This is a genomic window from Sphingobium sp. CCH11-B1 (assembly GCF_001556865.1).
In the GTDB taxonomy this organism is placed as follows: Bacteria; Pseudomonadota; Alphaproteobacteria; order Sphingomonadales; family Sphingomonadaceae; genus Sphingobium.
Window position 1 is genome coordinate 42,535 of sequence record NZ_LSJY01000009.1, and the last position, 20,265, is coordinate 62,799.

Here is a 20,265-nt window from a genome sequence, read left to right on the forward strand (position 1 = left end):
TTTGAATGACGGTTATCTAGCCAAAGTGACTTATCTTCAGCGCCGTGATAGCCAGACCAGATGACAAATGATCCCGACAAGGTCGAACTGGACGATCACGACCGGCGCATCGTCGCTGCTCTGGTGGAGGATGGGCGGATGACCGTCACTGATCTCGCGGCGGCGGTCGGCCTGTCCAAGACGCCCTGCCAGGTGCGGCTGCGGCGCTTGCAGGCGAGCGGCGTCATTCGCGGCTTCCGGGCGATCGTCGATCCGGCAAAGCTCGGCATGGACCATGTCGCCTTTACGGAGGTGAAGCTCAGCGACACGCGGGAAGCCGCCCTCAACCAGTTCAATGCAGCGGTCCGGCGCATCCCCGAAGTCGAGGAATGTCATATGCTGGCGAGCAATTTCGACTATCTGCTGAAAGTGCGGACCGCCGACATCCGCCGTTACCGCGCAGTGCTGGGCGAAAAGATCAGCGCCCTGCCCCATGTCGCCAGCACATCGACATTCGTGGCGATGGAGACGGTGCTGGAAGCCGGGAGCCGGCGGACGCGGGGCGGGAAATAGGGTCAGTCGAAAAGGCCGAGCGGGATCGCATCGCCCATCGCCTTGTACCCCGCCGGCGAAGGATGGAGGCCATCGCCGACATCATAGGCCTTTAGCAGCCGGTCGGGACGCGCGGGATCGCGCATCGCCCGATCGAAATCGATCACCGCGTCGAAATGTCCGGGCATCCTGATCCAGGCGTTCACCGCCTGCCGGTCCGCCTCGTTCTGCGCGTCGGGATGATAATAATCATTATCGCCATAGGGCAGGATCGTCGCACCGATCACCTTGATCCCCTTGCCATGCGCCCTGGCGACGATCTGCCGGTACGCACCGATGATGCGCGCTACATGGGCCTGATGCGCTTCCCTGCTCACCGGCGCGTCGCGCGTCAGCGTGCCAAGGTCGTTGACCCCTTCGAGCAGGATGAGGTGCGTGACGCCCGGTTGCGCCAGCACGTCGCGGTCCAGCCGCGCAAGCGCGCTGGGCCCGAGGCCGTCGTCCAGCAGACGGTTGCCGCCGATCCCCTGATTGACCACGGCGATGTTCCGGCGCTTCGGATCCGCCTGCAGCCGCTCCGCCAGCCGGTCCGTCCAGCGATCATTGCCGTTGGTCGTGGAACCGCGCCCGTCCGTGATGGAATCGCCCAGCGCGACGATCGTGCGGGCGGGCGCGCATCGGTCCACCTCCAGCGCGGCGAGGTGGAACCAGTGGTCGAAATGCGCCGCGCCGTCCATCGTCCCGTCCGCCAGATGATCGCCCGGAAGATGCCAGGAGGTCGCGCGCGAACCGGGATGGGATGTCTGTTCCGGCTCCCCGTCGTAGCGGATGGAAATGGCGATCGTCTCCAGCGCCTTTACCGGCAGCGCGACCGGATCGGAGAGATAGTCCGCGCCCGGCGGGACGATCACCGTCGCGCGGCTGTCGAAGCGCAGCGCGGTGACGCTGGCCGGGTCGATGGCGGGCGAAGCGCTGCCCAGCGCCCGCGCGATGCTGGCCCCCGCGATCCGCAAGGGCTGGGTGCCAGCGAGATTGGAAATGCGCACGCGCAGCTGCTCCCCCGATATGGAGGGGCGGACGATCTGACGGAGCGTCTGGTCCTTGAGCGTGCCGGGCGGCAGGACCGCGTCGTTGACGGGCTCATATTGCGCCGAGGCCCAGGCGGCGACCTGGACGGTTGCGCAATCCTTCGCCTGCGCGGGCGTCGCGGCGATGAGGGCCAAGGGCAGGAAGATCAGCGATCGCATTTCAGCTCCCGAGCGGAAAAGGGCTTTAAAAAGGCTCAGCCCGAACGGCGAAAATTGTCCAGCGATTAAGAAAAAGGGGCCGGCGCTGCCGCCGGCCCCATAGTTGTCCTTGGGGGAGGATCAGAAGTTCGCCCGGATACCGGCCAGAACCTGTCGGCCGGGATAGTAGATGGAATAAGGGGCGTTATCGTAGGCAAAGATGCTCCGGATCGGCTCATTCGTGATGTTGAGCACATCCAGCGTCAGGCGCATCGCCTTGTTCATGAAGGGGAGCTGATAACCAGCCGACAGGTCGAGCTGACCGCGCGAATCGCTGCCCAGATAGGCGTTGGAAATGCCGTTCTGATTGTAGCCGCTGGTGATCGTCTTGTCGTTCCAGACATAGTTCAGGCTGACCGACAGGGCGTCGGTTTCGTAGAAGCCCTGAAGATTGTAGGACCATTTCGGAACGCCGGTCGCGACCAGCTTGTTGCCCTGGGCGTCGACCGAGTTGGACGACTGCTTGATGTAAGTGCCGTTGACCGAAAAGCCGATCCCCTTCACCAGGAAATCGAGCGGCTGCACCCAGGTCGCCTCCAGCCCGCGCAGGCGCAGCGACTGCAGATTGATCGGGCGGTTGACGTTGACCGGGAGATTCTCGATCGCAACGCCGGTCCGGGCCGCACGGTCACGCAGCGCGTTCTGCTGCGTCGACTGAAGATTGTCGAACGGGATATTCAGCGAACCGAAGCTCGCCTGGCTGACCTGCGTCAGGGTGAAGCCGTTGATATCCTTCTGGAACGCGGCAAGGCCGACATAGCCGATGCCGCCGGTGTAGAATTCACCGCCAAGGTCGTAATTGTTCGACGTGTAGGGCTTGAGGTTCGGGTTGCCCGCGCTTGCTTCCAGAGCCGACGGATCGGAGAAGGTCAGACCCGGCAGGATCTGCCCTGCTTCCGGCCGCGTCATGGTGCGCGAGGCGGAGAAACGCAGCTTGACATTGTCCGCCGCGCTCCAAGTCACGTTGAGCGCTGGCAGGAAATTTTCGTAGGTCGAATTGGCTTCGATATCCACGATCGTGTTGCCGACCTGGCTCGGGCCGAGAACATTCTGCCGGGTGCGGGCATAGCGCATCCCGGCATTCACATCGAGGTCGCGGCCAAGCAGGGTCGTCCGTCCGTTCACCTCGAAATAGGCGCCCCAGACCTTTTCGTCGACATCGCCCGTGGCGCCACCGGTGACAGCGCCGCGCGCTTCGGGGGCATTGTCGCGGAACTGCGCGTAGTTGGTGGCGTCGATGATCTTCTGGAAATCAGGCACGACGAACGCTGTGTAGCCAACCGGGCCATTGGCGAGATGGCCGAAATTGCTGACCGGGAACGGCATCAGATATTGCGGCACCTGCGCGTTGGTGATCGACCCGGTCAGGCCGGCGCAGGTCGCGCCGCACACCGTCGCCTGATAGGCGGAACTGTTGTCATAGGCGCGCACGACCCGCTTGGCGCGGTCATAGGCTGCGCCAAGCTTCACATTCAGGAAGTCGTCGCCATAAGTCAGGTCCAGATGCGCGCCCTGCGTTTCGGTGCGGCGGCGAACATTCTGCACATTCTGGCGATACCATTGCCATCCGGCCTGCGGGCTGTTCAGATCGATGTTGGTCGTGATCTGCGGATAATAGCCGTTCGAATTGTCATAATAGACATCGACGCCCGACTGCGGCGTGGTCTGGAACGCCCAGGTCGGCTGCTCGCGGAAGAAGCGGCTCTTGGACATGTTGAGGTTGGCGACGATCTTTAGCTTGTCGGTGGGTTCCCATGTCATGCTGGGGCTGACGTTCCAGAAATGGGTCGTCTGCTTGAAGATGCTGGATTCGAGGAAGAAGGACGAGTTCGCGAAGGTGCCGCTGGTGACGACATTATTCTCGTCCACGGTCAGGTCGATCGGGATCATGCCGCCGGTCGACTGCGGGGTCGAACCCGGTCCCGAGTTGCGGACCTGCCAGTTCATGTTGACCTTGGTATAGTCGCGGGTCGACTTCGCCCAAATGCCGTCGATGGCGAAATGCAGCGTGTCGCTGGGACGCCATTCCATCGAGGCGAGCGCCGAAATCCGCGAACGGTCGCCTTCGGTCAGCGAATTGCGGCCAAGGCGCGGGATGATCGCACGGCTCAGCTGATCGCGCGTCAGGCCAGACGTCGCGACGACGTCCACCGGCTGTCCGGCGACCAGACCATGACCTGTGTTGCGCGGGACCACGGATGCATAGGCGAAATTATTGCCGCCCGGATCGCCAACGCCCAGATTGCCGTCGGTCCAGCCGATGGTTTCGAACCCGTCGACTCGCGTCTTGGTCTTCACGCCCGCAACGCCCAGCAGGATGCCGAACGTGTCGGTGGTATGGCTGGCCACGATCGCGCCGCGCGGGCCGACCTTGTCATTGGTGTCGGAATATTGCCCCTGCGCGACGACCGTAACGTGGGTGCCGGGCTTGTCGAACGGACGGGCGTTCTGAAGGTTGACCGTGCCGGCAATGCCGCCTTCGATCGTATGCGCCGATGCCGACTTCGCAAGGTCGAGGCGGGTGAAGAGTTCGGACGGGAAGAAGTCGAGATCGACTTCGCGATTGCCGCCGCCACCGCCGGTGGTGCCACCGTCCGACGCGACCGCGATCTGCGATCCGTTCAGCAGCACCTTCGAGAAGCTGGGGCCAAGGCCGCGGATCGCGACCTGCGTGCCTTCGCCGGTAATGTCGCGGTTCAGGCGGACGCCCGGCATGCGGTTCAGCGTTTCGGCAAGGTTGGTGGCGGGCAGCTTGCCGATGTCTTCGGCGAAGATCGAGTCACCGAAAGCGACGGCATTCTTCTTGGCGTTGGTGGCACTTTGCAGCGATCCGCGAATGCCGGTCACGACGATCTCGGCGACGTCATCGGCAGGCGCGGCCTGCGGCGCAGCGTCCTGCGGGGCCGCGGCATCCTGCGCGAAGGCGACGGACGCCAGGCCCAGCGACCCGACTGCGGAAGCTGCGAAAAGCGCAGCACGAAAAGCGTGGATATGAGCAGACATAGGAAACCCTCTCCGAACCTAGCGCCTATGACCTGTTTGCAAGCCAACTGTTAGCGCTATCAGTGCAACCTAATAGCGCGCGACACGGCCCTGTCAACATGAGCCAAACATAAATGGTAACGTTACAGCTTTCTGTGATCGGAATGTCGCAGTTGCCGGAGGGCGGCCAGCGCGCCTTCTTCTTCCAGCACGATCAGCCAGCGCGTGAGCGACTGGCGCAGATGCTCGTTTCCGGCGAGGTCTGTGGGAACGATCGCAGCAAAGCCAAGCATCGCATCGACTCGCTCCGAAGCCATGTCCGCGTGGGACAGCCGTTCCGCCATCTCGCCCGCCAGCGGATCATCCACCTGATGGGCCGCTCCGTCATCGTCCAATCCCGCCTGCCATCGGATCCACGCCGCCACCGCCAGCGACAAGGCGTCGATCCCCCGCCCCTGGCCGAGCCGAGCGGCGATCGGCGCGAGCAAGCGCTGCGGCAGCTTCTGCGACCCGTCCATGGCGATCTGCCGCGTCCGGTGGGCGAGCGTCGGATTGTCGAACCGCGCCATCAGCGCGCAGCGATAGGCTGCCACGTCCAGACCCGGCGGCGGCGACAATGTCGTTTCGGTCTCGTCCCACAGAGCCTTCACGAAATGGCGCGCGTCCGGCAGCGCCAGAACCTCATGCACATGATCGATCCCGGCCAGCCCGCCCAGATAGGCGATGCCGCTATGCGCGCCATTGAGCAGGCGCAACTTCGCCTCCTCCCAGGGCGCCACATCGTCGGTCAACTGGACGCCCTCGCCGAAATCCGGGCGCGGGCCGCAGAACCGATCCTCGATCACCCACTGGCGGAACGGCTCTGTCTTGACCATCGCCAGATCCTCCACGCCAAGCCGCGCGGAAAGCGATGCGATGTCGTTGGGCGTGGTGGCGGGAACGATACGGTCCACCATCGTCTGGGGGAAGGCCCCTTCCGCTGCGATCCAGTCAGCCAGCGCCGCATCGTGGCGCCGGGCGAGCGCGATCACGGCGTCCCGCAACCGCGCGCCGTTGTGCGGCAGATTGTCGCAACTGATGGCGGTGAAGGGCGGCAGCCCGGCGGCGCGACGACGCGCCAGCGCGGCAACGATATAGCCGGGCGCGGTCTGCGGCCGTTGGAGCGAGAGGAGATCGGCCGCCAGCTGCGCGTCCTCTTCCATCAATCCGCCGGTCGCGAGGTCGAGCTTGTAGCCCTTTTCGGTGATGGTCAGGGTGACGATATGCGTGTCGGCCGATGCCATCGCCTCGATCAGCGCGATCGGTTCCTCCGGCGCGACGATCACCCGTTGCACCGCGCCGACGATGCGCGCCTGCTCGGCCGATCCGTCACGCACCAGCATCGTATAAAGGCCGTCCTGCGGCGCCATCTGGTCGCGCACGGCCGGGGAGCGAAGCGAGGCGCCGACGATGCCCCAGCGCATGTCGCCCCCGTTCAGCGCGTCGTCGAAGAATATCGCCTGATGCGCGCGGTGGAACGCGCCGATGCCGATATGCACGACCCCACGGCTGACGGCGGCACGATCATAGGCCGGGCGGATGACGTCGCCCGGCAAATCCGCCAGCGTGGCGGACGACAGTCTGTTCACAGCTTGTAGGCCTTTTTCACCAGGTCGTAGGCAAGTTCGCGGGCGACCTCATGCGCCTCATCCTCGTCCAGCCGATGTTCAGCGACCAGTTGCGCCAGCCAGGCGCAATCCATGCGGCGGGCGACGTCATGACGCGCCGGGATCGACAGAAACGCACGGGTGTCGTCGTTGAAGCCCACCGTATTGTAGAAGCCGGCGGTCTCCGTCATCCGTTCGCGGAAGCGGCGCATCCCTTCGGGACTATCATGGAACCACCAGGGCGGCCCCAGCCGCAGCGCCGGATAATGTCCGGCGAGCGGGGCAAGCTCCCGCGAATAGACGTCCTCGTCCAGCGTGAAGAGGATGAGCGTCAGACGGGGATCGTTGCCGTAAAGGTCGAGCAAGGGCTTGAGCGCCCGGACGAATTCGCCCGCCGCCGGGATGTCGGCGCCCTTGTCGCGGCCGAAACGCGCGCGAAGGGCGTCATTATGGCTGCGGTGGACGCCCGGATGCAATTGCATCACCATGCCGTCCTCGATCGACATGCGCGCCATCTGCACCAGCATATGGCCGCGGAAAAGCTCCGCGTCCTTCGCGTCCACCGGGCCGGCCGTCACCCGATTGAACAGCGCCTGCGCCTCTTGCGACGAAAGATTGGCGGTGAAGGCGCTGGGGTGCCCATGGTCGGTCGATGTCGCGCCCGCTTCCCGAAAAGCGGCGCGCCGCTTTTCATGCGCGCGCAGATAGCCGGCATAGCTGCGATCCTCGCCCGCCATCGCGCAGAAGCGCTCGACATTGTCGATGAAGCGCGGATCGTCCGGGTCCAGCACCGGGTCCGGGCGATAGGCGGTGATGACCCGGCCGCCCCAGCCCGACGCGCGGATGGCGCGATGATGGTCGAGCGGGTCGAGCGGCCCCTCCGTCGTCGCGATCACCTCTATGTTATAGCGTTCGAACAGCGCGCGTGGGCGGAAGGCGTCCGTCTTGAGCGCCGCGTCGATGACGTCGTAATAATGGCCGGCCGTCGTCGCATCCAGCCGCACGTCGATGCCGAACGCCTCGACAAAGACCCAGTCCAGCCACATGCGCGAAGGCGTGCCCCGGAACAGATGGTAGTGCGCGGCGAAGCGATGCCAGATGGCGCGCGGATCCGTCTCGGTCGGGCTGCCATCGATCGTGGGCACGCCCAGTTCCTCCAGCTTTACCCCCTGGCTGTAGAGCATGCGGAACACATAATGGTCCGGCACGATCAGCAGGTCGGCGGGGTTCGCAAAGGGCTGGTCATAGGCGAACCAGCGCGGATCGGTGTGGCCGTGCGGGCTGACGATGGGCAGGTTCCTGACCGTCTCGTAGAGCGAACGGGCGATGGCGCGAGTTGCGGGATCGGATGGCAGGAGACGATCGGGATGAAGACGCAAGGGTCGTGTCATGCGGCGCTTTCGGAAGGGATGATCGCCACCGGCTGATAGCGGGGCAGAAGAAGGTGAATGACCGCCAGCGCGACCAGATAGGCGACGGACGCGACGGCGAAGATGGGGCCGTAACTGCCGATGGTTTCCAGGATGACGCCGGCGAATTTCGCCATCAGCATTCCGCCGACAGCACCCGCAAGGCCACCCAGGCCGACGACCGACCCCGCCATCGAGCGCGGAAACACATCGCCGGGCAAGGCGTAGAGATTGGCGGAAAAGCCCTGATGCCCTGCACAGGCAAGGCCGATCAGTCCCACCGCGACCCACATGGACGGCGAATGGGCCGCAAAGGCGATGGGTAGGGCGCATGAGGCAGCCAGCAGCATCGCGCTCTTGCGCGCGCGGTTGACGCTCCAGCCGCGGCCCATCAGGCGCGACGATGTCCATCCGCCCGCGACCGATCCTATATCGGCCAGCAGATAGACGGCGATCAGCGGCGGACCGAAGTCCAGCATCTTGACGCCATATTGCTTGTTGAAGAAATCGGGCAGCCAGAAGAGGAAGGTCCACCACACCGGATCGATCAGGAACCGCCCCATCATATAGGCCCAGGTCTGGCGGTGGCGGAACAGGGTGGCCCATTTGACCGGGCGCTGCCCCTCCACCGGATCGGTCTCGATCCAGGCCAGTTCTTGCCGCGAAAGCCCCTTCTTCTCGCGCGGGCGGCGGTAGAAGCTGAGCCAGGCGGCGAGCCAGGCGACGGTCAGCAGGCCGGTCAGGATGAAGGCCCAGCGCCAGCCGAGCGACACCGCGATGACCGGCACGATCAGCGGCGTCAGGATCGCCCCGACATTCGACCCGGCATTGAAGATGCCGATGGCGAAGGCGCGTTCCTTCTTGGGGAACCATTCATTGGTCGCGGCGATGGCGGCGGGAAACGTCCCCGCCTCCCCGATGGCGAGCGGAATGCGCGCAAGCAACATCCCCGCCGTCGAGGTGAAGAAGATATGCGCGACATGGCCAATGGTCCACAGCGTCACCGCGAGCGCATAGCCCGCGCGCGCGCCGATCCGGTCGATCAGCCGGCCGAAAACGACATAGGCGACGCCATATCCCGCCTGAAACCAGATGGCGAGGTCGGCATAACCGCTTTCGCTCCAGCCGTAACGCGCCTGAAGATCGGGCTTCAGCGTCGGCAGCACCAGCCGGTCGATATAGCTCAGCACCACGGCCGCGAACAAAAGGCCGCAGACGATCCAGCGGACCTTGCCTGAGGGTTTGGGAATCGCCTGCGTCATCGCGATCACCAATTGTACATCGTACCGTCTTCCAGCCGGTTCACCGGCAGGAAGGCGCGGCTATATTCATATTTGGCGGCCAGTTCCTCGTCGATGTCGACGCCAAGGCCCGGCGCGTCGCCCGGATGCATCATGCCGTTGGCGAAGGTGTAGGCATGCGGGAAAACCGCGTCCGTTTCCTCGGTATGGCGCATATATTCCTGCACCCCGAAATTGGGGACGCTAAGGTCGAAATGCAGCGCGGCGGCCATGCAGACCGGCGACAGGTCGGTCGCGCCATGGCATCCGGTGCGAATCTGGTAGAGGTCCGCCAGCGCGGCGATCCGGCGCAGGTGGGTAATGCCGCCGGCATGGACCACGGTCGCGCGGATATAGTCGATCAACTGGTTCTGGATCAGGTCCTTGGCGTCCCAGATCGTGTTGAAAATCTCGCCCACCGCCAGCGGCGACGTGGTGTGCTGGCGGATCAGCCTGAACGCTTCCTGATTTTCGGCCGGGGTCGCGTCCTCCAGCCAGAAGGGACGATATTGCTCCAGGTCCTTGCCCAGCCGCCCCGCCTCGATCGGCGTCAGGCGGTGATGGATGTCGTGCAGCAGGTGGACGTCCCAGCCCAGCGCCTCGCGCGCGGCTTTGAACAGTTCGGGCACCACGCGCATATATTTGGGGGTGTTCCACACATTCTCGGTCGGCAGGTCGGCGTCTGCGGGCTCGTAGAAATATTTGTCCTTGCTGACGCCATAGGTGGACGCCATGCCCGGCACGCCGCACTGGATGCGGATCGCCTTGTAACCCTGCGCCTGATATTCCAGTGCCGCGTTGATCGTGTCCTCGATCGTGGTGCCGTTGGCATGGCCATAGACCATCACGCCTTCGCGGCTCGCCCCGCCCAGCAGCTGATAGACCGGCAGGCCCGCAATCTTGCCCTTGATGTCCCAGAGCGCGGTGTCGACCGCCGCGATCGCCGACATGGTGACAGGGCCGCGACGCCAATAGGCGCCCTTGTAGAGATATTGCCAGATATCCTCGATCCGGTGCGCATCCCGGCCGATCAGGCACGGAATGACATGGTCGGTCAGATAGCTGGCGACCGATAATTCTCGCCCGTTCAGCGTCGCGTCGCCCAGGCCGTACACGCCCGCGTCCGTGATGATCTTGAGCGTGACGAAATTGCGGCCGGGGCAGGTGACGATAACCTTGGCATCAATGATCTTGGGCATTTGGGCAGTCCTGTTCAGATGATTTCAAGCGCGATGGTCTGTAGATTTTCGCTGTCCGGCCCGACCATGATGTCGAACAGGCCCGGCTCGACCACTTCCTCCATGTCGAGGTTCCAGAGCGAGAAGGCCTGGGGGCCAAGCGCGATGCGGACGGTCCTCGTCTCGCCGGGCGCCAGGGTGATGCGTTCGAAGCCCTTCAGTTCCTTGATCGGGCGGGTCACGCTGGCAACGCGGTCGCGGATATAGAGCTGGACGACCTCGTCGCCCGCGCGCGTTCCGCTGTTGCGCACGTCCACTTCGACCGTCACGTCCCCGCCCACGCCGATGCGTGAAGAGGAAAGTCGTGGCTTTCCAAATTCGAACGTCGTGTAGCTGAGGCCATATCCGAACGGATAAAGGGGCGAGATATCCTCGAACACATAGCCGCGCCGGGCGGACGGCTTGCGGTTGTAGAAGATCGGCACCTGCCCCGCGTCGCGCGCGACGGTGACGGGCAGCTTGCCGCCCGGATTGACATCGCCGAACAGGATGTCGGCCATGGCGGTGCCGCCTTCCTGCCCCGGATACCAGCATTCGAGCAGTGCGTTCGCGCCCTCCGCCACGGTCGGGTAACTGGGCGGGCGGCCGTTGATGGCGCAGACCACGACAGGCTTGCCGGCCGCCTTCATCGCCGCGAACAGGTCATTCTGTTCACCGACCAGATCCAGGCTGGTGCGATCGCCCAGATGGTTCTTGGCAAAGCCCTCTCGGCTGGTCTGTTCGGTGTCGCCGATGGCGAGGATAACGATGTCGGCCGACCTCGCGACCTCCACCGCCTGCGCGATCAGGTCGCGATTCTTCGCCGGGTCCGCCAGCAGCACCGCGTCCGCCGAACGATCCTCGCTCTGGGTGATGAAGACGCCCTGCGCATGAACGATCTCCGCCTTGCCCTTGAGCTTGGCGGTGATGCCTTCCAGCAGCGAGACGGTCTGGCGCGGCACGCTGGAATAACCGCCAAGCCGAGCGACGGCGGCGTTGGGACCGATGACCGCGACCCGCTTGTGCGCGCCAGGGTTGAGCGGCAGCGTGCCGTCATTCTTGAGCAGCGCGATGGAGCGATGCGCAGCCTTGAGCGCCAGCGCGCGGGCTTCCTTGTTGCCGGTGATCGCCGCATGATCCTTGCGCGGCCAGGGATTTTCGAACAGGCCCGCGCGGAATTTGAGCGTCAACATGCGCTTGGCTGCGATGTCGACCGCTTCTGTGGGGATTTTCCCGCTGCGGACCTGTTCCACCAGCGTCCGATAGGTGGTCCCGTCGGGCAGCTCGCAATCCACGCCGGCGCGCAGCGCGGCGCGCGCGGCGGCCTGCGGGTCGGGCTGGACATGGTGGATGGTGTCGAGTTCGTGGATCGCGCCATAGTCGCTGACGACCGCGCCATCGAAATGCCATTCGCCGCGCAGCACATCGCCCAGCAGCCATTTGTTCTGGTGGCTGGGGACGCCGTCAATCTCGTTATAGCTGGGCATGACCGCGGCTATGCCGGTGCGCTTCACCACTTCGCGGAAGGGCGGGAAGAAATTCTCCCGCAATTCGCGCTGGCTGATCGGCGCGGGGGCGACATTCTCTCCCGCCTGCGGCTGGCCGTGGCCGGTCATATGCTTCAACGTCGCCATGACCTTGTCCGGGCCAAGCTGTTTGCTTTCACCCTGAAGGCCAAGGACGGCGGCAACGCCCATCTCGCCGCAAAGATAAGGGTCTTCGCCGAACGTCTCCTCGATCCGGCCCCAGCGGGGATCGCGGGCGATGTCGACCACTGGCGACAGCGCCAGATGCACGCCGCGCGCACGCACTTCGCGGGCGATCACGGACTGGACTTCGCGCATCAGGTCGCGGTCGAAACTGCCCGCCATGCCGATCGCCATCGGGAACATGGTCGCCTCGGTCGCCATATAGCCGTGCAGGGATTCCTCGTGAAACAGGACCGGGATGCCGAGCCGCGTTTCTTCCAGCGCCCATTTCTGGACGGCGGTGACGAAGTCGACCGTCTGCTGCGGCGTGCGCCAGCGCGCGCCCACGCCCCCCGCCTGGTTGGCGTCTCCCGCCGCGCCGCGCTTGTCGGACGGGCGGGTGATCTGGCCGAACCCGTTGGGGTAGGCGGCGCTCGCCTTGGCCGGGGAGAAAGCGATGCCGTCCATGACCTCCGCCTTGGTCGCCCAGAGCGCGATGATCTGCGCGACCTTCTCTTCCAGCGTCATGCGCGACAGGAGATCGCGGACGCGCAGGTCGATGGGAGCCGACGCATCCTTGTAGAGCAAGCCGCTGCGCGCTTTCGCCAGCGCCGGGGTGGCAGCGGTGGAGGCAAGCACGCCGAGAGCGTGGCGGCGCGACAGGCTCATGGCGTCACCGTCAGCGTGGCGGACTGGAGCGCGACCGACGAATTGCCGGTCATGATCTCAAACTCTCCCGGCTCGACGACGCGGTGCATCTCGTCATTCCACATCTGGAGGCTTTCGGGCGTGATGGCGAAGCTGACGGTGCGGCTCTCGCCGGGCTTGAGCGTCACGCGCTCGAAGCCCTTCAGCTCCTTGATCGGCCGGGTGACGGAACTCACCTTGTCGCGGATGTAGAGCTGGACGACCTCGTCGCCTTCGCGCTGGCCGCTGTTGCGGACAACGACCAAGACAGTCGTCTGCCCGCCCCTGCCGATGCTGGCCGCTGCCAGTTTCGGCGCCGACAGGTCGAAACTGGTGTAGCTGAGGCCGAAGCCGAAGGGGTAGAGCGGGTCGGTGGTGTCGAACAGATAGCCGCGCCGCGCGGAGGGCTTGGCATTGTAGAACATCGGCAGCTGGCCGACCGAGCGCGGCACGGTGACGGGCAGCTTGCCCCCCGGATTGACGTCGCCGAACAGGACGTCGGCGACGGCATTGCCGCCCTGTTCGCCCAGATACCAGCCTTCCAGCAGGGCATTCGCCTGCTCGCTGATCTTGACGGTCGAGGCGGGGCGGCCGTTGATGAGGATGACCGTAATCGGCTTGCCCAGCGCCTTTAGCGCATCGAACAGTTCCTGCTGCTCGCCGACGAGGTCGAGGCTGGAGCGGTCGCCCAGATGGTTGTCGGCCCAGCCTTCGCGGCTCGACTGTTCGGTGTCGCCCAGCGTCAGCACGATCCGGTCCACGCCCCGCGCCGCCTCCACGGCCTGCGCGATCAGCCTGCGGTTTTCTAAGGGATCGGACTTCACCACCTTGTCCGCCCACCAGTCGTCATCCTCGGTGATCCTGACGCCCTGCGCGAAGACGATGGTCGCGCGCTTGCCGACCTTGGCCTTGATGCCGTCGAGAATGGAGACGCTGTGCGGGGGCTGGCCATAATAGCCGCCCAGCCGTGCGACGGCGGCGCTCGGCCCGATGACCGCGATGCTGCCTTCGGGCTTCAGCGGCAGCATGCCGTCATTCTTGAGCAGGGTGATCGAACGCTGCGCCGCCGTCAGCGCCAGCGCACGGGCTTCGGCGTTGTTGGTGATCTTCTCCGAAGCGGCGGCGTCGGCATAGGGGTTCTCGAACAGGCCGGCGCGGAACTTCAGCTCCAGCATCCGGCGCACCGCCCGGTCGACCTGCGCCTCGCTGACCTTGCCTTCGCGCACCAGCGTGCCGAGCCTGGCGTAGGAAATGCCGTCGGGCAGGTCCGCGTCCACGCCCGCGTCCAGAGCGCGGACCGCCGCACCATCCAGATCGGGCACGATATGGTGGATGCTCATCAGCTGGTCGATCGCCGAATAGTCGGACACGACCGCGCCCTTGAACCCCCATTCGCCGCGCAGCACGTCCTGCAGCAGCCAGCGATTGGCGTGGCTCGGCACGCCGTCAATCTCGTTATAGGAGGCCATAACCGCCTCGATCCCGGTGCGCTTCACCACCTGTTCGAAGGGCGGGAAGAAATTTTCGCGCAGTTCGCGTTCGGAATAGGGCGCGGGGCCGATATTGGTGCCGCTTTCGGGCTGCCCATGGCCGGTCAGATGCTTCAAGGTGGCGAACACCTTGCCGGGGCCAAGCACGCGTGCGCGCCCTTCGCCCTGCAATCCCTCCACCGCCGCGACGCCCATCTCGCCGGCAAGATAGGGGTCTTCGCCGAACGTCTCCTCGATCCGGCCCCAGCGCGGGTCGCGGGCGATGTCGACCACCGGCGAAAGGACGAGACTGACGCCCCGCGAGCGGATTTCGCGGGCAATGACCCGGTTCACCGCCCGCAGCATCGCCGGATCGAAGGAGGACGCCATGGCGATGGCCTGCGGAAAGCTGGTCGCGCCGACGGCCGCATAGCCGTGCAGCCCTTCCTCATGGAACAGGATCGGGATGCCAAGGCGGGTCTGCGTCGTCGCCCATGTCTGCAGGGCGTTGACCAGCGCGACCGTCTGGCGCGGGGTGCGTCCTGGCACGACCCGGGGACTCACCGCCCCTTTCGCATCGGACGGGCGAGCGAAATGGCCAAGACCGTTGGGATATTTCGCGGCGAGCTTCGCCGGATCGAGCTGGAGCCTGTCGTCGAATATCGCGACCTTGCCTTCCCAGACGGTCGTGATCTGGGCGATCTTCTCGTCCAGCGTCATGCGCGACAGAAGATCGTCGACGCGCGATTCGACGGGGGCGGCAGCGTCCTTGTAGAGCGGGCGCTCACTCTGGGTGGCGGGCGCGGCCTGCGCCGTCAGGACCGGCAAGGCCAGGCTGAGCGCGAGGGCGGTCGAGGCTGTCAGGATCTTGCCGAGATATGTCACGAAAACCCCCTCCGTTTTTTGATCCGCGGCTGCCTTTTCGCTTGCAGCAGCAAATGATACCGTTACCATTGATCGGACAAGATGTGCTTGTCAATGCCGTTTGCACGCGTGTCAGGCGCGGCAGCACGACGACCGATGAAGGAGAGGGATGAGTGATAGCGCGCCTATTTTGCTGGATCATGAGCATCGCCTGCCTGGCGCTCTCGTCCGGCGTCCATGCCGAGGACGGCTATGATCTCTGGCTGCGCTACGCCCGTGCCGACGCCGCCCGCGCAGAGGCGATTTCCCGCCACGCGACCGCCATCGTGGCGCCGGGCGACAGCGCCACGTTGAAGGCCGCGACCGGCGAACTCCAGCGGGCGGTCGCGGGCATGACGGGGGTGAAGCCGGCGCTGGCCGCCGCTCCGCCTGCCGGCGCCCTCTGGCTCGCCACGCCGACGACCACGCCCACCCTGCCCGTCCACACCCAGGCGCTCGGCAACGAAGGCTATGCCATCCGCTCGACCCGCGTGAACGGGCAGCCCGTGACGCTGATCGCCGCCAACAGCGATATCGGCCTGCTGCACGGCGCCTGTCACTGGCTGCGGCTCGCGCAGACGGGGGCGAACCTCGATTCTCTCGACATCATGAGCGCGCCGAAGATCGGCCTGCGCCTGCTCAACCATTGGGACAATCTCAACGGCACGGTCGAGCGCGGCTATGCTGGCCAGTCGATCTGGGACTGGTGGCGGCTGCCTGACTATAAAGGGCCGCGCTATACCGACTATGCCCGCGCCAATGCCTCCATCGGCATCAACGGCACCGTCCTCAACAATGTGAATGCGAAGGCGGACAGCCTGACCGCGCCCTATATCGCCAAGGCGGCGGCGCTGGCCGATGTCTTCCGCCCCTATGGCATCAAGGTCTATCTGTCGGTCAAATGGACCGCGCCGATGGAACTGGACGGCCTCAAGACCGCCGACCCGCTCGATCCTCAAGTCGCCGCCTGGTGGAAGGCGAAGGCCGACGAAATCTACCGCGCGATCCCCGATTTTGGCGGCTTCCTGGTGAAGGCCAACAGCGAAGGCCAGCCCGGCCCGCAGGATTACAAGCGCACCCATGCCGACGGCGCGAACATGCTTGCCAGCGCGGTGAAGCCCCATGGCGGCATCGTCATGTGGCGCGCCTTCGTCTATGCCCACGACAATCCCGACGACCGCGCCAAGCAGGCCTATAGCGACTTCAAGCCCTTGGACGGCCAGTTCGCGGACAATGTTCTGGTGCAGGTGAAGAACGGCGCGATCGACTTCCAGCCGCGCGAACCCTTCCACCCATTGTTCGGCGCGATGCCAAAGACGCCGCTGATGATGGAATTCCAGATCACCAAGGAATATCTCGGCCAGTCCACGCACCTCACCTATCTCGGCCCGCTCTTCCAGGAGGTGCTGGAGGCCGACACCTACGCGAAGGGCAAGGGGTCCACCGTCGCCAAGGTGATCGACGGATCGCTCGACGGGCACCGGCTGACCGGGATCGCGGGGGTCGCCAATATCGGCGCGGACCGGGACTGGAGCGGATCGATCTTCAACCAGGCCGACTGGTACGCCTTCGGCCGCATGGCGTGGGACACCGGCCTCAGCGCAGACGCCGTCGCGCGCGAATGGGCGGCGATGACCTTCTCCCCGGACCCGCGCCTCGTCGATCCGGTGGTCGCGATGATGATGGGATCGCGCGAGGCGGCGGTCGATTACATGACGCCGCTCGGCCTTGCGCACGTCATGGCGACCGGACATCATTATGGCCCCGGCCCCTGGGTGTCGGAACTCGCCCGCCCCGAATGGAACCCGGTCTATTATCACAAGGCGGACGCCAGGGGCATCGGCTTCGACCGGACGAAGACGGGCAGCGACGCCATCAGCCAATATGCGCCTGAAATCGCGCGCCGCTGGGCAAAACCCGTTACGACGCCCGAACGCGATCTGTTGTGGTTTCACCATCTGCCCTGGGATTATCGCCTGAAGTCGGGCGAGACGCTGTGGGACGGCATGGTCCACCATTATGACCGCGGCGTCGCCTATGTGGCGGACATGCAGCGCCGGTGGGACAGCCTGCGCCCACTGGTCGACGCGGAACGGTTCGAGCAGACGCAAGCCTTCCTGCGTATCCAGCGGCGAGAGGCGCAATGGTGGCGCGACGCCAGCATCGCCTATTTCGAGTCGGTCAACGGCCTGCCGCTGCCCGCCGGTGCGGCAGCGCCGGCCCATGACCTCGACTGGTACAAGGCGCTCAGTTTCCCTTACGCGCCGGGGCATGATTAGGGCATTTTCAGTTGATCCTTTTGCGGTCAACGGCTCGGAAAATCCGGCAGCGAAGAACCGGGGCGTTTTCACTCATAGGGAAAATGCTCCCAGACCCCGCTCCGGTTTACAGCCGATGTCGTTACGACTAAGCAGCGGCATTCGGCCTCTAGAAAAGACGCTTCGTTTGACCGACACTCGATCCTCCCGTCGCCAGCGCAACGCGCCGACCATCAACGATGTCGCACGGGTGGCGGGGGTTTCTCCGATGACCGTATCGCGGGTCATCAACGGCGAGCAGGTGGTGCGTCCGGCCACGCGCGAGCGGGTGGACGAGGCGATCAAGGCGCTGAATTACGCCCCCAGCGCCGCCGCCCGGATGCTGGCCGGCGGCGACGAGCTACGGGTGGGGCTTCTCTATTCCAACCCCTCCTCCTCCTACCTCAGTGAATTCCTCGTCGGCAGCCTGGACCAGGCGAGCCGCAGCGGCGTCGACCTGGTGGTCGAAAAATGGGACGAGGAAACCTCCATCCAGTCGGTCGTGGCGCATCTGGAACGCAGCCGCATCGACGGGGTGGTCCTGCCGCCGCCGCTCTGCGACTTTGGCGATCTGGTCGATGCGCTGGACGAAGCGGGCATTCCTGCCGTGGCGGTGGCGACCGGACGCGCGCCGGCGGACATGTCGGCGGTCAGCATCGATGACCGGCGCGCCGCCTATGAAATGACGCGGCACCTGATCGCGCTCGGCCACAGCCGGATCGGCTTCATCAAGGGCAATCCCAACCAGAGCGCGAGCGCAAAGCGGTTCGAGGGCTATGCCCAGGCATTGGCCGAGGCGGGCTTGCCGGTGCTGGACGAACTGGTCGCGCAGGGCCTGTTCACCTACCGCTCCGGGCTGGATGCGGCCGAACAGATCATGGCGCTGGCCGAACCGCCCACCGCCATCTTCGCCAGCAATGACGACATGGCCGCCGCGACGGTGGCGATCGCGCATCGCAGCGGCCTCGACGTGCCGGGCGACCTCACCGTCTGCGGGTTCGACGACACCTCGCTCGCCACGACCATCTGGCCCGAACTGACGACCATCCGCCAGCCGGTGAGCGAAATGTCCCGCGCGGCGGTGGAATTGCTCGTCCGTCGGCTCAAGGGACGGCGCGGCGGCGCCGTGCAGGCGGAGCATCTGGTCATGGAACATGCCCTGATCCGCCGGCAATCGGATGCCGCGCCCCGGCTGCGCCCCCGCCACCGCGCCGGGGCATAGGCGGCTCAGCAACGGGCCGGCCGCGCCTATTGCGCTTTAAAAATAGGATTTTGTCTGGTCTATCCTTGCGGATGCACCAGCCCCTTGTCCCTCCGTGCGTGCCATCGGCCACTGTTGCGCGTGACGCTTCGAGAGCGCGCCGGAGACGCTTCGCGCGCGCGTCGGCGGCGCGTCGCGAGCGCGTCAAGCGCATTTCCGGCAGAAAAACGTGCCCTGACGGTGTGAACTTCGCCCGCCGCGTCCGGCGGCTGCAATCACGCCTCGCCAAAGACGCGGCGGAAGATGGTGTCGACCTGCTTGAAATGATAATCGAGGTTGAACTTATCCTCGATCTCCTGCGCGGACAGCGCGGCCGCGACGTCGGGATCGGCCTTCAGCAGTTCCATCAGCGACAGTTGCCCGTCGGATTCCCAGACCTTCATCGCGTTGCGCTGCACGTAGCGATAGCTGTCCTCGCGGCTCACGCCCGCCTGGGTCAGCGCCAGCAGCACGCGCTGCGAATGGACGAGTCCGCCCATCTTGTCGAGATTCTTCATCATCCGCTCGGGGTAGACGAGCAGCTTGTCGATGACGCCAGTCAGGCGGCCAAGTGCGAAGTCGAGCGTGATGGTGGCGTCGGGGCCGATATAGCGCTCGACCGACGAATGGCTGATGTCGCGCTCATGCCAGAGCGCCACATTCTCCATGGCGGGCAGGGCATAGGCGCGCACCATGCGGGCAAGTCCGGTGAGATTTTCGGTCAGCACCGGGTTGCGCTTGTGCGGCATGGCGCTGCTGCCTTTCTGCCCCGGCGAGAAATATTCCTCCGCTTCCAGCACTTCGGTGCGCTGGAGGTGCCGAACCTCGACAGCCAGGCGCTCGATGGAGGAGGCGATGACGCCCAGCGTGGCGAAGAACATGGCGTGCCGGTCGCGCGGGATGACCTGCGTCGACACCGGCTCGACGGCAAGGCCCAGCTTCTGCGCGACATGCTCTTCGACCTGCGGATCGATATTGGCGAAGGTGCCGACCGCGCCCGAAATGGCGCAGGTTGCCACTTCGGCGCGCGCTGCGATCAGGCGCGCCTTGCAGCGGCTGAATTCGGCATAGGCTTCCGCCATCTTGAGCCCGAAGGTGACGGGTTCGGCGTGAATGCCATGGCTGCGGCCGATCGTCGGCGTCAGCTTGTGCTCGAAGGCGCGGCGCTTGATGACGGCCAGCAGCGCGTCGAGATCGTCGATCAATATGTCGGCGGCGCGGGCAAGCTGCACGGCGAGGCAGGTGTCGAGCACGTCGCTCGACGTCATGCCCTGATGCATGAAGCGCGCTTCATCGCCCACCTGTTCGGCTACCCAGGTCAGGAAGGCGATGACGTCATGCTTGGTGACAGCCTCGATCGCGTCGATCGCGGGCACGTCGATGGCGGGATTGGTCGCCCACCAGTCCCACAGCGCCTTTGCCGCCGACGGCGGCACCACGCCCAGTTCGCCGAGCTTCTCCGTGGCGTGCGCCTCGATCTCGAACCAGATCCTGAAGCGCGCCTCCGGTTCCCAGAGGGCGGTCATCTGCGGGCGGGCATAGCGTGGGACCATGGGGCGAATCCTGCAACTGGAAAGGATGGAACGCCGCGCCGCCTAGCAGCGTCCTGCCGTCGGGGCAAATGTCGTGC

12 protein-coding genes are annotated in these 20,265 nt (G+C 65.3%); 3 read left to right on the top strand and 9 right to left on the bottom strand.

The window, feature by feature from the left end; genetic code table 11:
• Nucleotides 1-60: 60 nt before the first annotated feature.
• Nucleotides 61-552, top strand: a complete 492-nt coding sequence (locus AX724_RS01775) for an Lrp/AsnC family transcriptional regulator (protein ID WP_066762951.1) — start codon at nt 61-63, stop codon at nt 550-552.
• Nucleotides 553-554: 2 nt separating this feature from the next.
• Here the strand turns inward: AX724_RS01775 and AX724_RS01780 are convergent, their stop codons facing one another.
• The 8 genes from AX724_RS01780 to AX724_RS01815 all read right to left on the bottom strand — a co-directional run bounded on the left by AX724_RS01780 (nt 555) and on the right by AX724_RS01815 (nt 15,080).
• A complete protein-coding gene (locus AX724_RS01780) occupies nt 555-1,778 on the bottom strand; it encodes an SGNH/GDSL hydrolase family protein (RefSeq protein WP_066762955.1) in 1,224 nt (407 codons plus the stop codon).
• Nucleotides 1,779-1,898: 120 nt separating this feature from the next.
• Nucleotides 1,899-4,820: a TonB-dependent receptor gene (locus tag AX724_RS01785; protein ID WP_066762958.1), complete on the bottom strand. Its 2,922-nt coding sequence runs from the start codon at nt 4,818-4,820 to the stop codon at nt 1,899-1,901.
• A gap of 122 nt (nt 4,821-4,942) precedes the next feature.
• The gene (locus tag AX724_RS01790; protein ID WP_066762960.1) at nt 4,943-6,427 is read right to left on the bottom strand and encodes a mannitol dehydrogenase family protein; all 1,485 of its coding nucleotides are present in this window, start codon (nt 6,425-6,427) and stop codon (nt 4,943-4,945) included.
• On the bottom strand, nt 6,424-7,836 hold the full coding sequence (gene uxaC / locus AX724_RS01795) for a glucuronate isomerase (RefSeq protein WP_066762966.1): 1,413 nt from the start codon (nt 7,834-7,836) through the stop codon (nt 6,424-6,426). Before uxaC ends, AX724_RS01790 begins: the two co-directional genes overlap by 4 nt.
• A complete protein-coding gene (locus AX724_RS01800) occupies nt 7,833-9,116 on the bottom strand; it encodes an MFS transporter (RefSeq protein WP_066763009.1) in 1,284 nt (427 codons plus the stop codon). Before AX724_RS01800 ends, uxaC begins: the two co-directional genes overlap by 4 nt.
• 5 nt (nt 9,117-9,121) lie before the next feature.
• Complete coding sequence (gene manD / locus AX724_RS01805; RefSeq protein WP_066762968.1) at nt 9,122-10,333, bottom strand: D-mannonate dehydratase ManD; 1,212 nt, start codon at nt 10,331-10,333, stop codon at nt 9,122-9,124.
• Nucleotides 10,334-10,347: 14 nt separating this feature from the next.
• Nucleotides 10,348-12,708 carry a glycoside hydrolase family 3 N-terminal domain-containing protein gene (locus tag AX724_RS01810; protein WP_066762972.1) on the bottom strand — a complete coding sequence of 787 codons (2,361 nt, stop codon included), beginning with the start codon at nt 12,706-12,708 and terminating at the stop codon, nt 10,348-10,350.
• Nucleotides 12,705-15,080 carry a glycoside hydrolase family 3 N-terminal domain-containing protein gene (locus AX724_RS01815; protein WP_066763012.1) on the bottom strand — a complete coding sequence of 792 codons (2,376 nt, stop codon included), beginning with the start codon at nt 15,078-15,080 and terminating at the stop codon, nt 12,705-12,707. The genes AX724_RS01810 and AX724_RS01815 overlap by 4 nt, the downstream gene beginning before the upstream one ends.
• Nucleotides 15,081-15,259: 179 nt before the next feature.
• On the opposite strand from AX724_RS01815, the gene AX724_RS01820 reads away from it, so the two are divergent.
• Together AX724_RS01820 and AX724_RS01825 are read left to right on the top strand one after the other, a co-directional pair.
• On the top strand, nt 15,260-17,377 hold the full coding sequence (locus AX724_RS01820) for an alpha-glucuronidase family glycosyl hydrolase (RefSeq protein WP_443018630.1): 2,118 nt from the start codon (nt 15,260-15,262) through the stop codon (nt 17,375-17,377).
• A 166-nt stretch (nt 17,378-17,543) separates the two neighbouring features.
• Complete coding sequence (locus AX724_RS01825; protein ID WP_066762976.1) at nt 17,544-18,617, top strand: LacI family DNA-binding transcriptional regulator; 1,074 nt, start codon at nt 17,544-17,546, stop codon at nt 18,615-18,617.
• 254 nt (nt 18,618-18,871) lie between these two features.
• Here AX724_RS01825 and purB read toward each other — a convergent pair whose 3' ends face one another.
• Nucleotides 18,872-20,188, bottom strand: a complete 1,317-nt coding sequence (purB, locus tag AX724_RS01830; protein WP_066762979.1) for an adenylosuccinate lyase — start codon at nt 20,186-20,188, stop codon at nt 18,872-18,874.
• Nucleotides 20,189-20,265 lie beyond the last annotated feature (77 nt).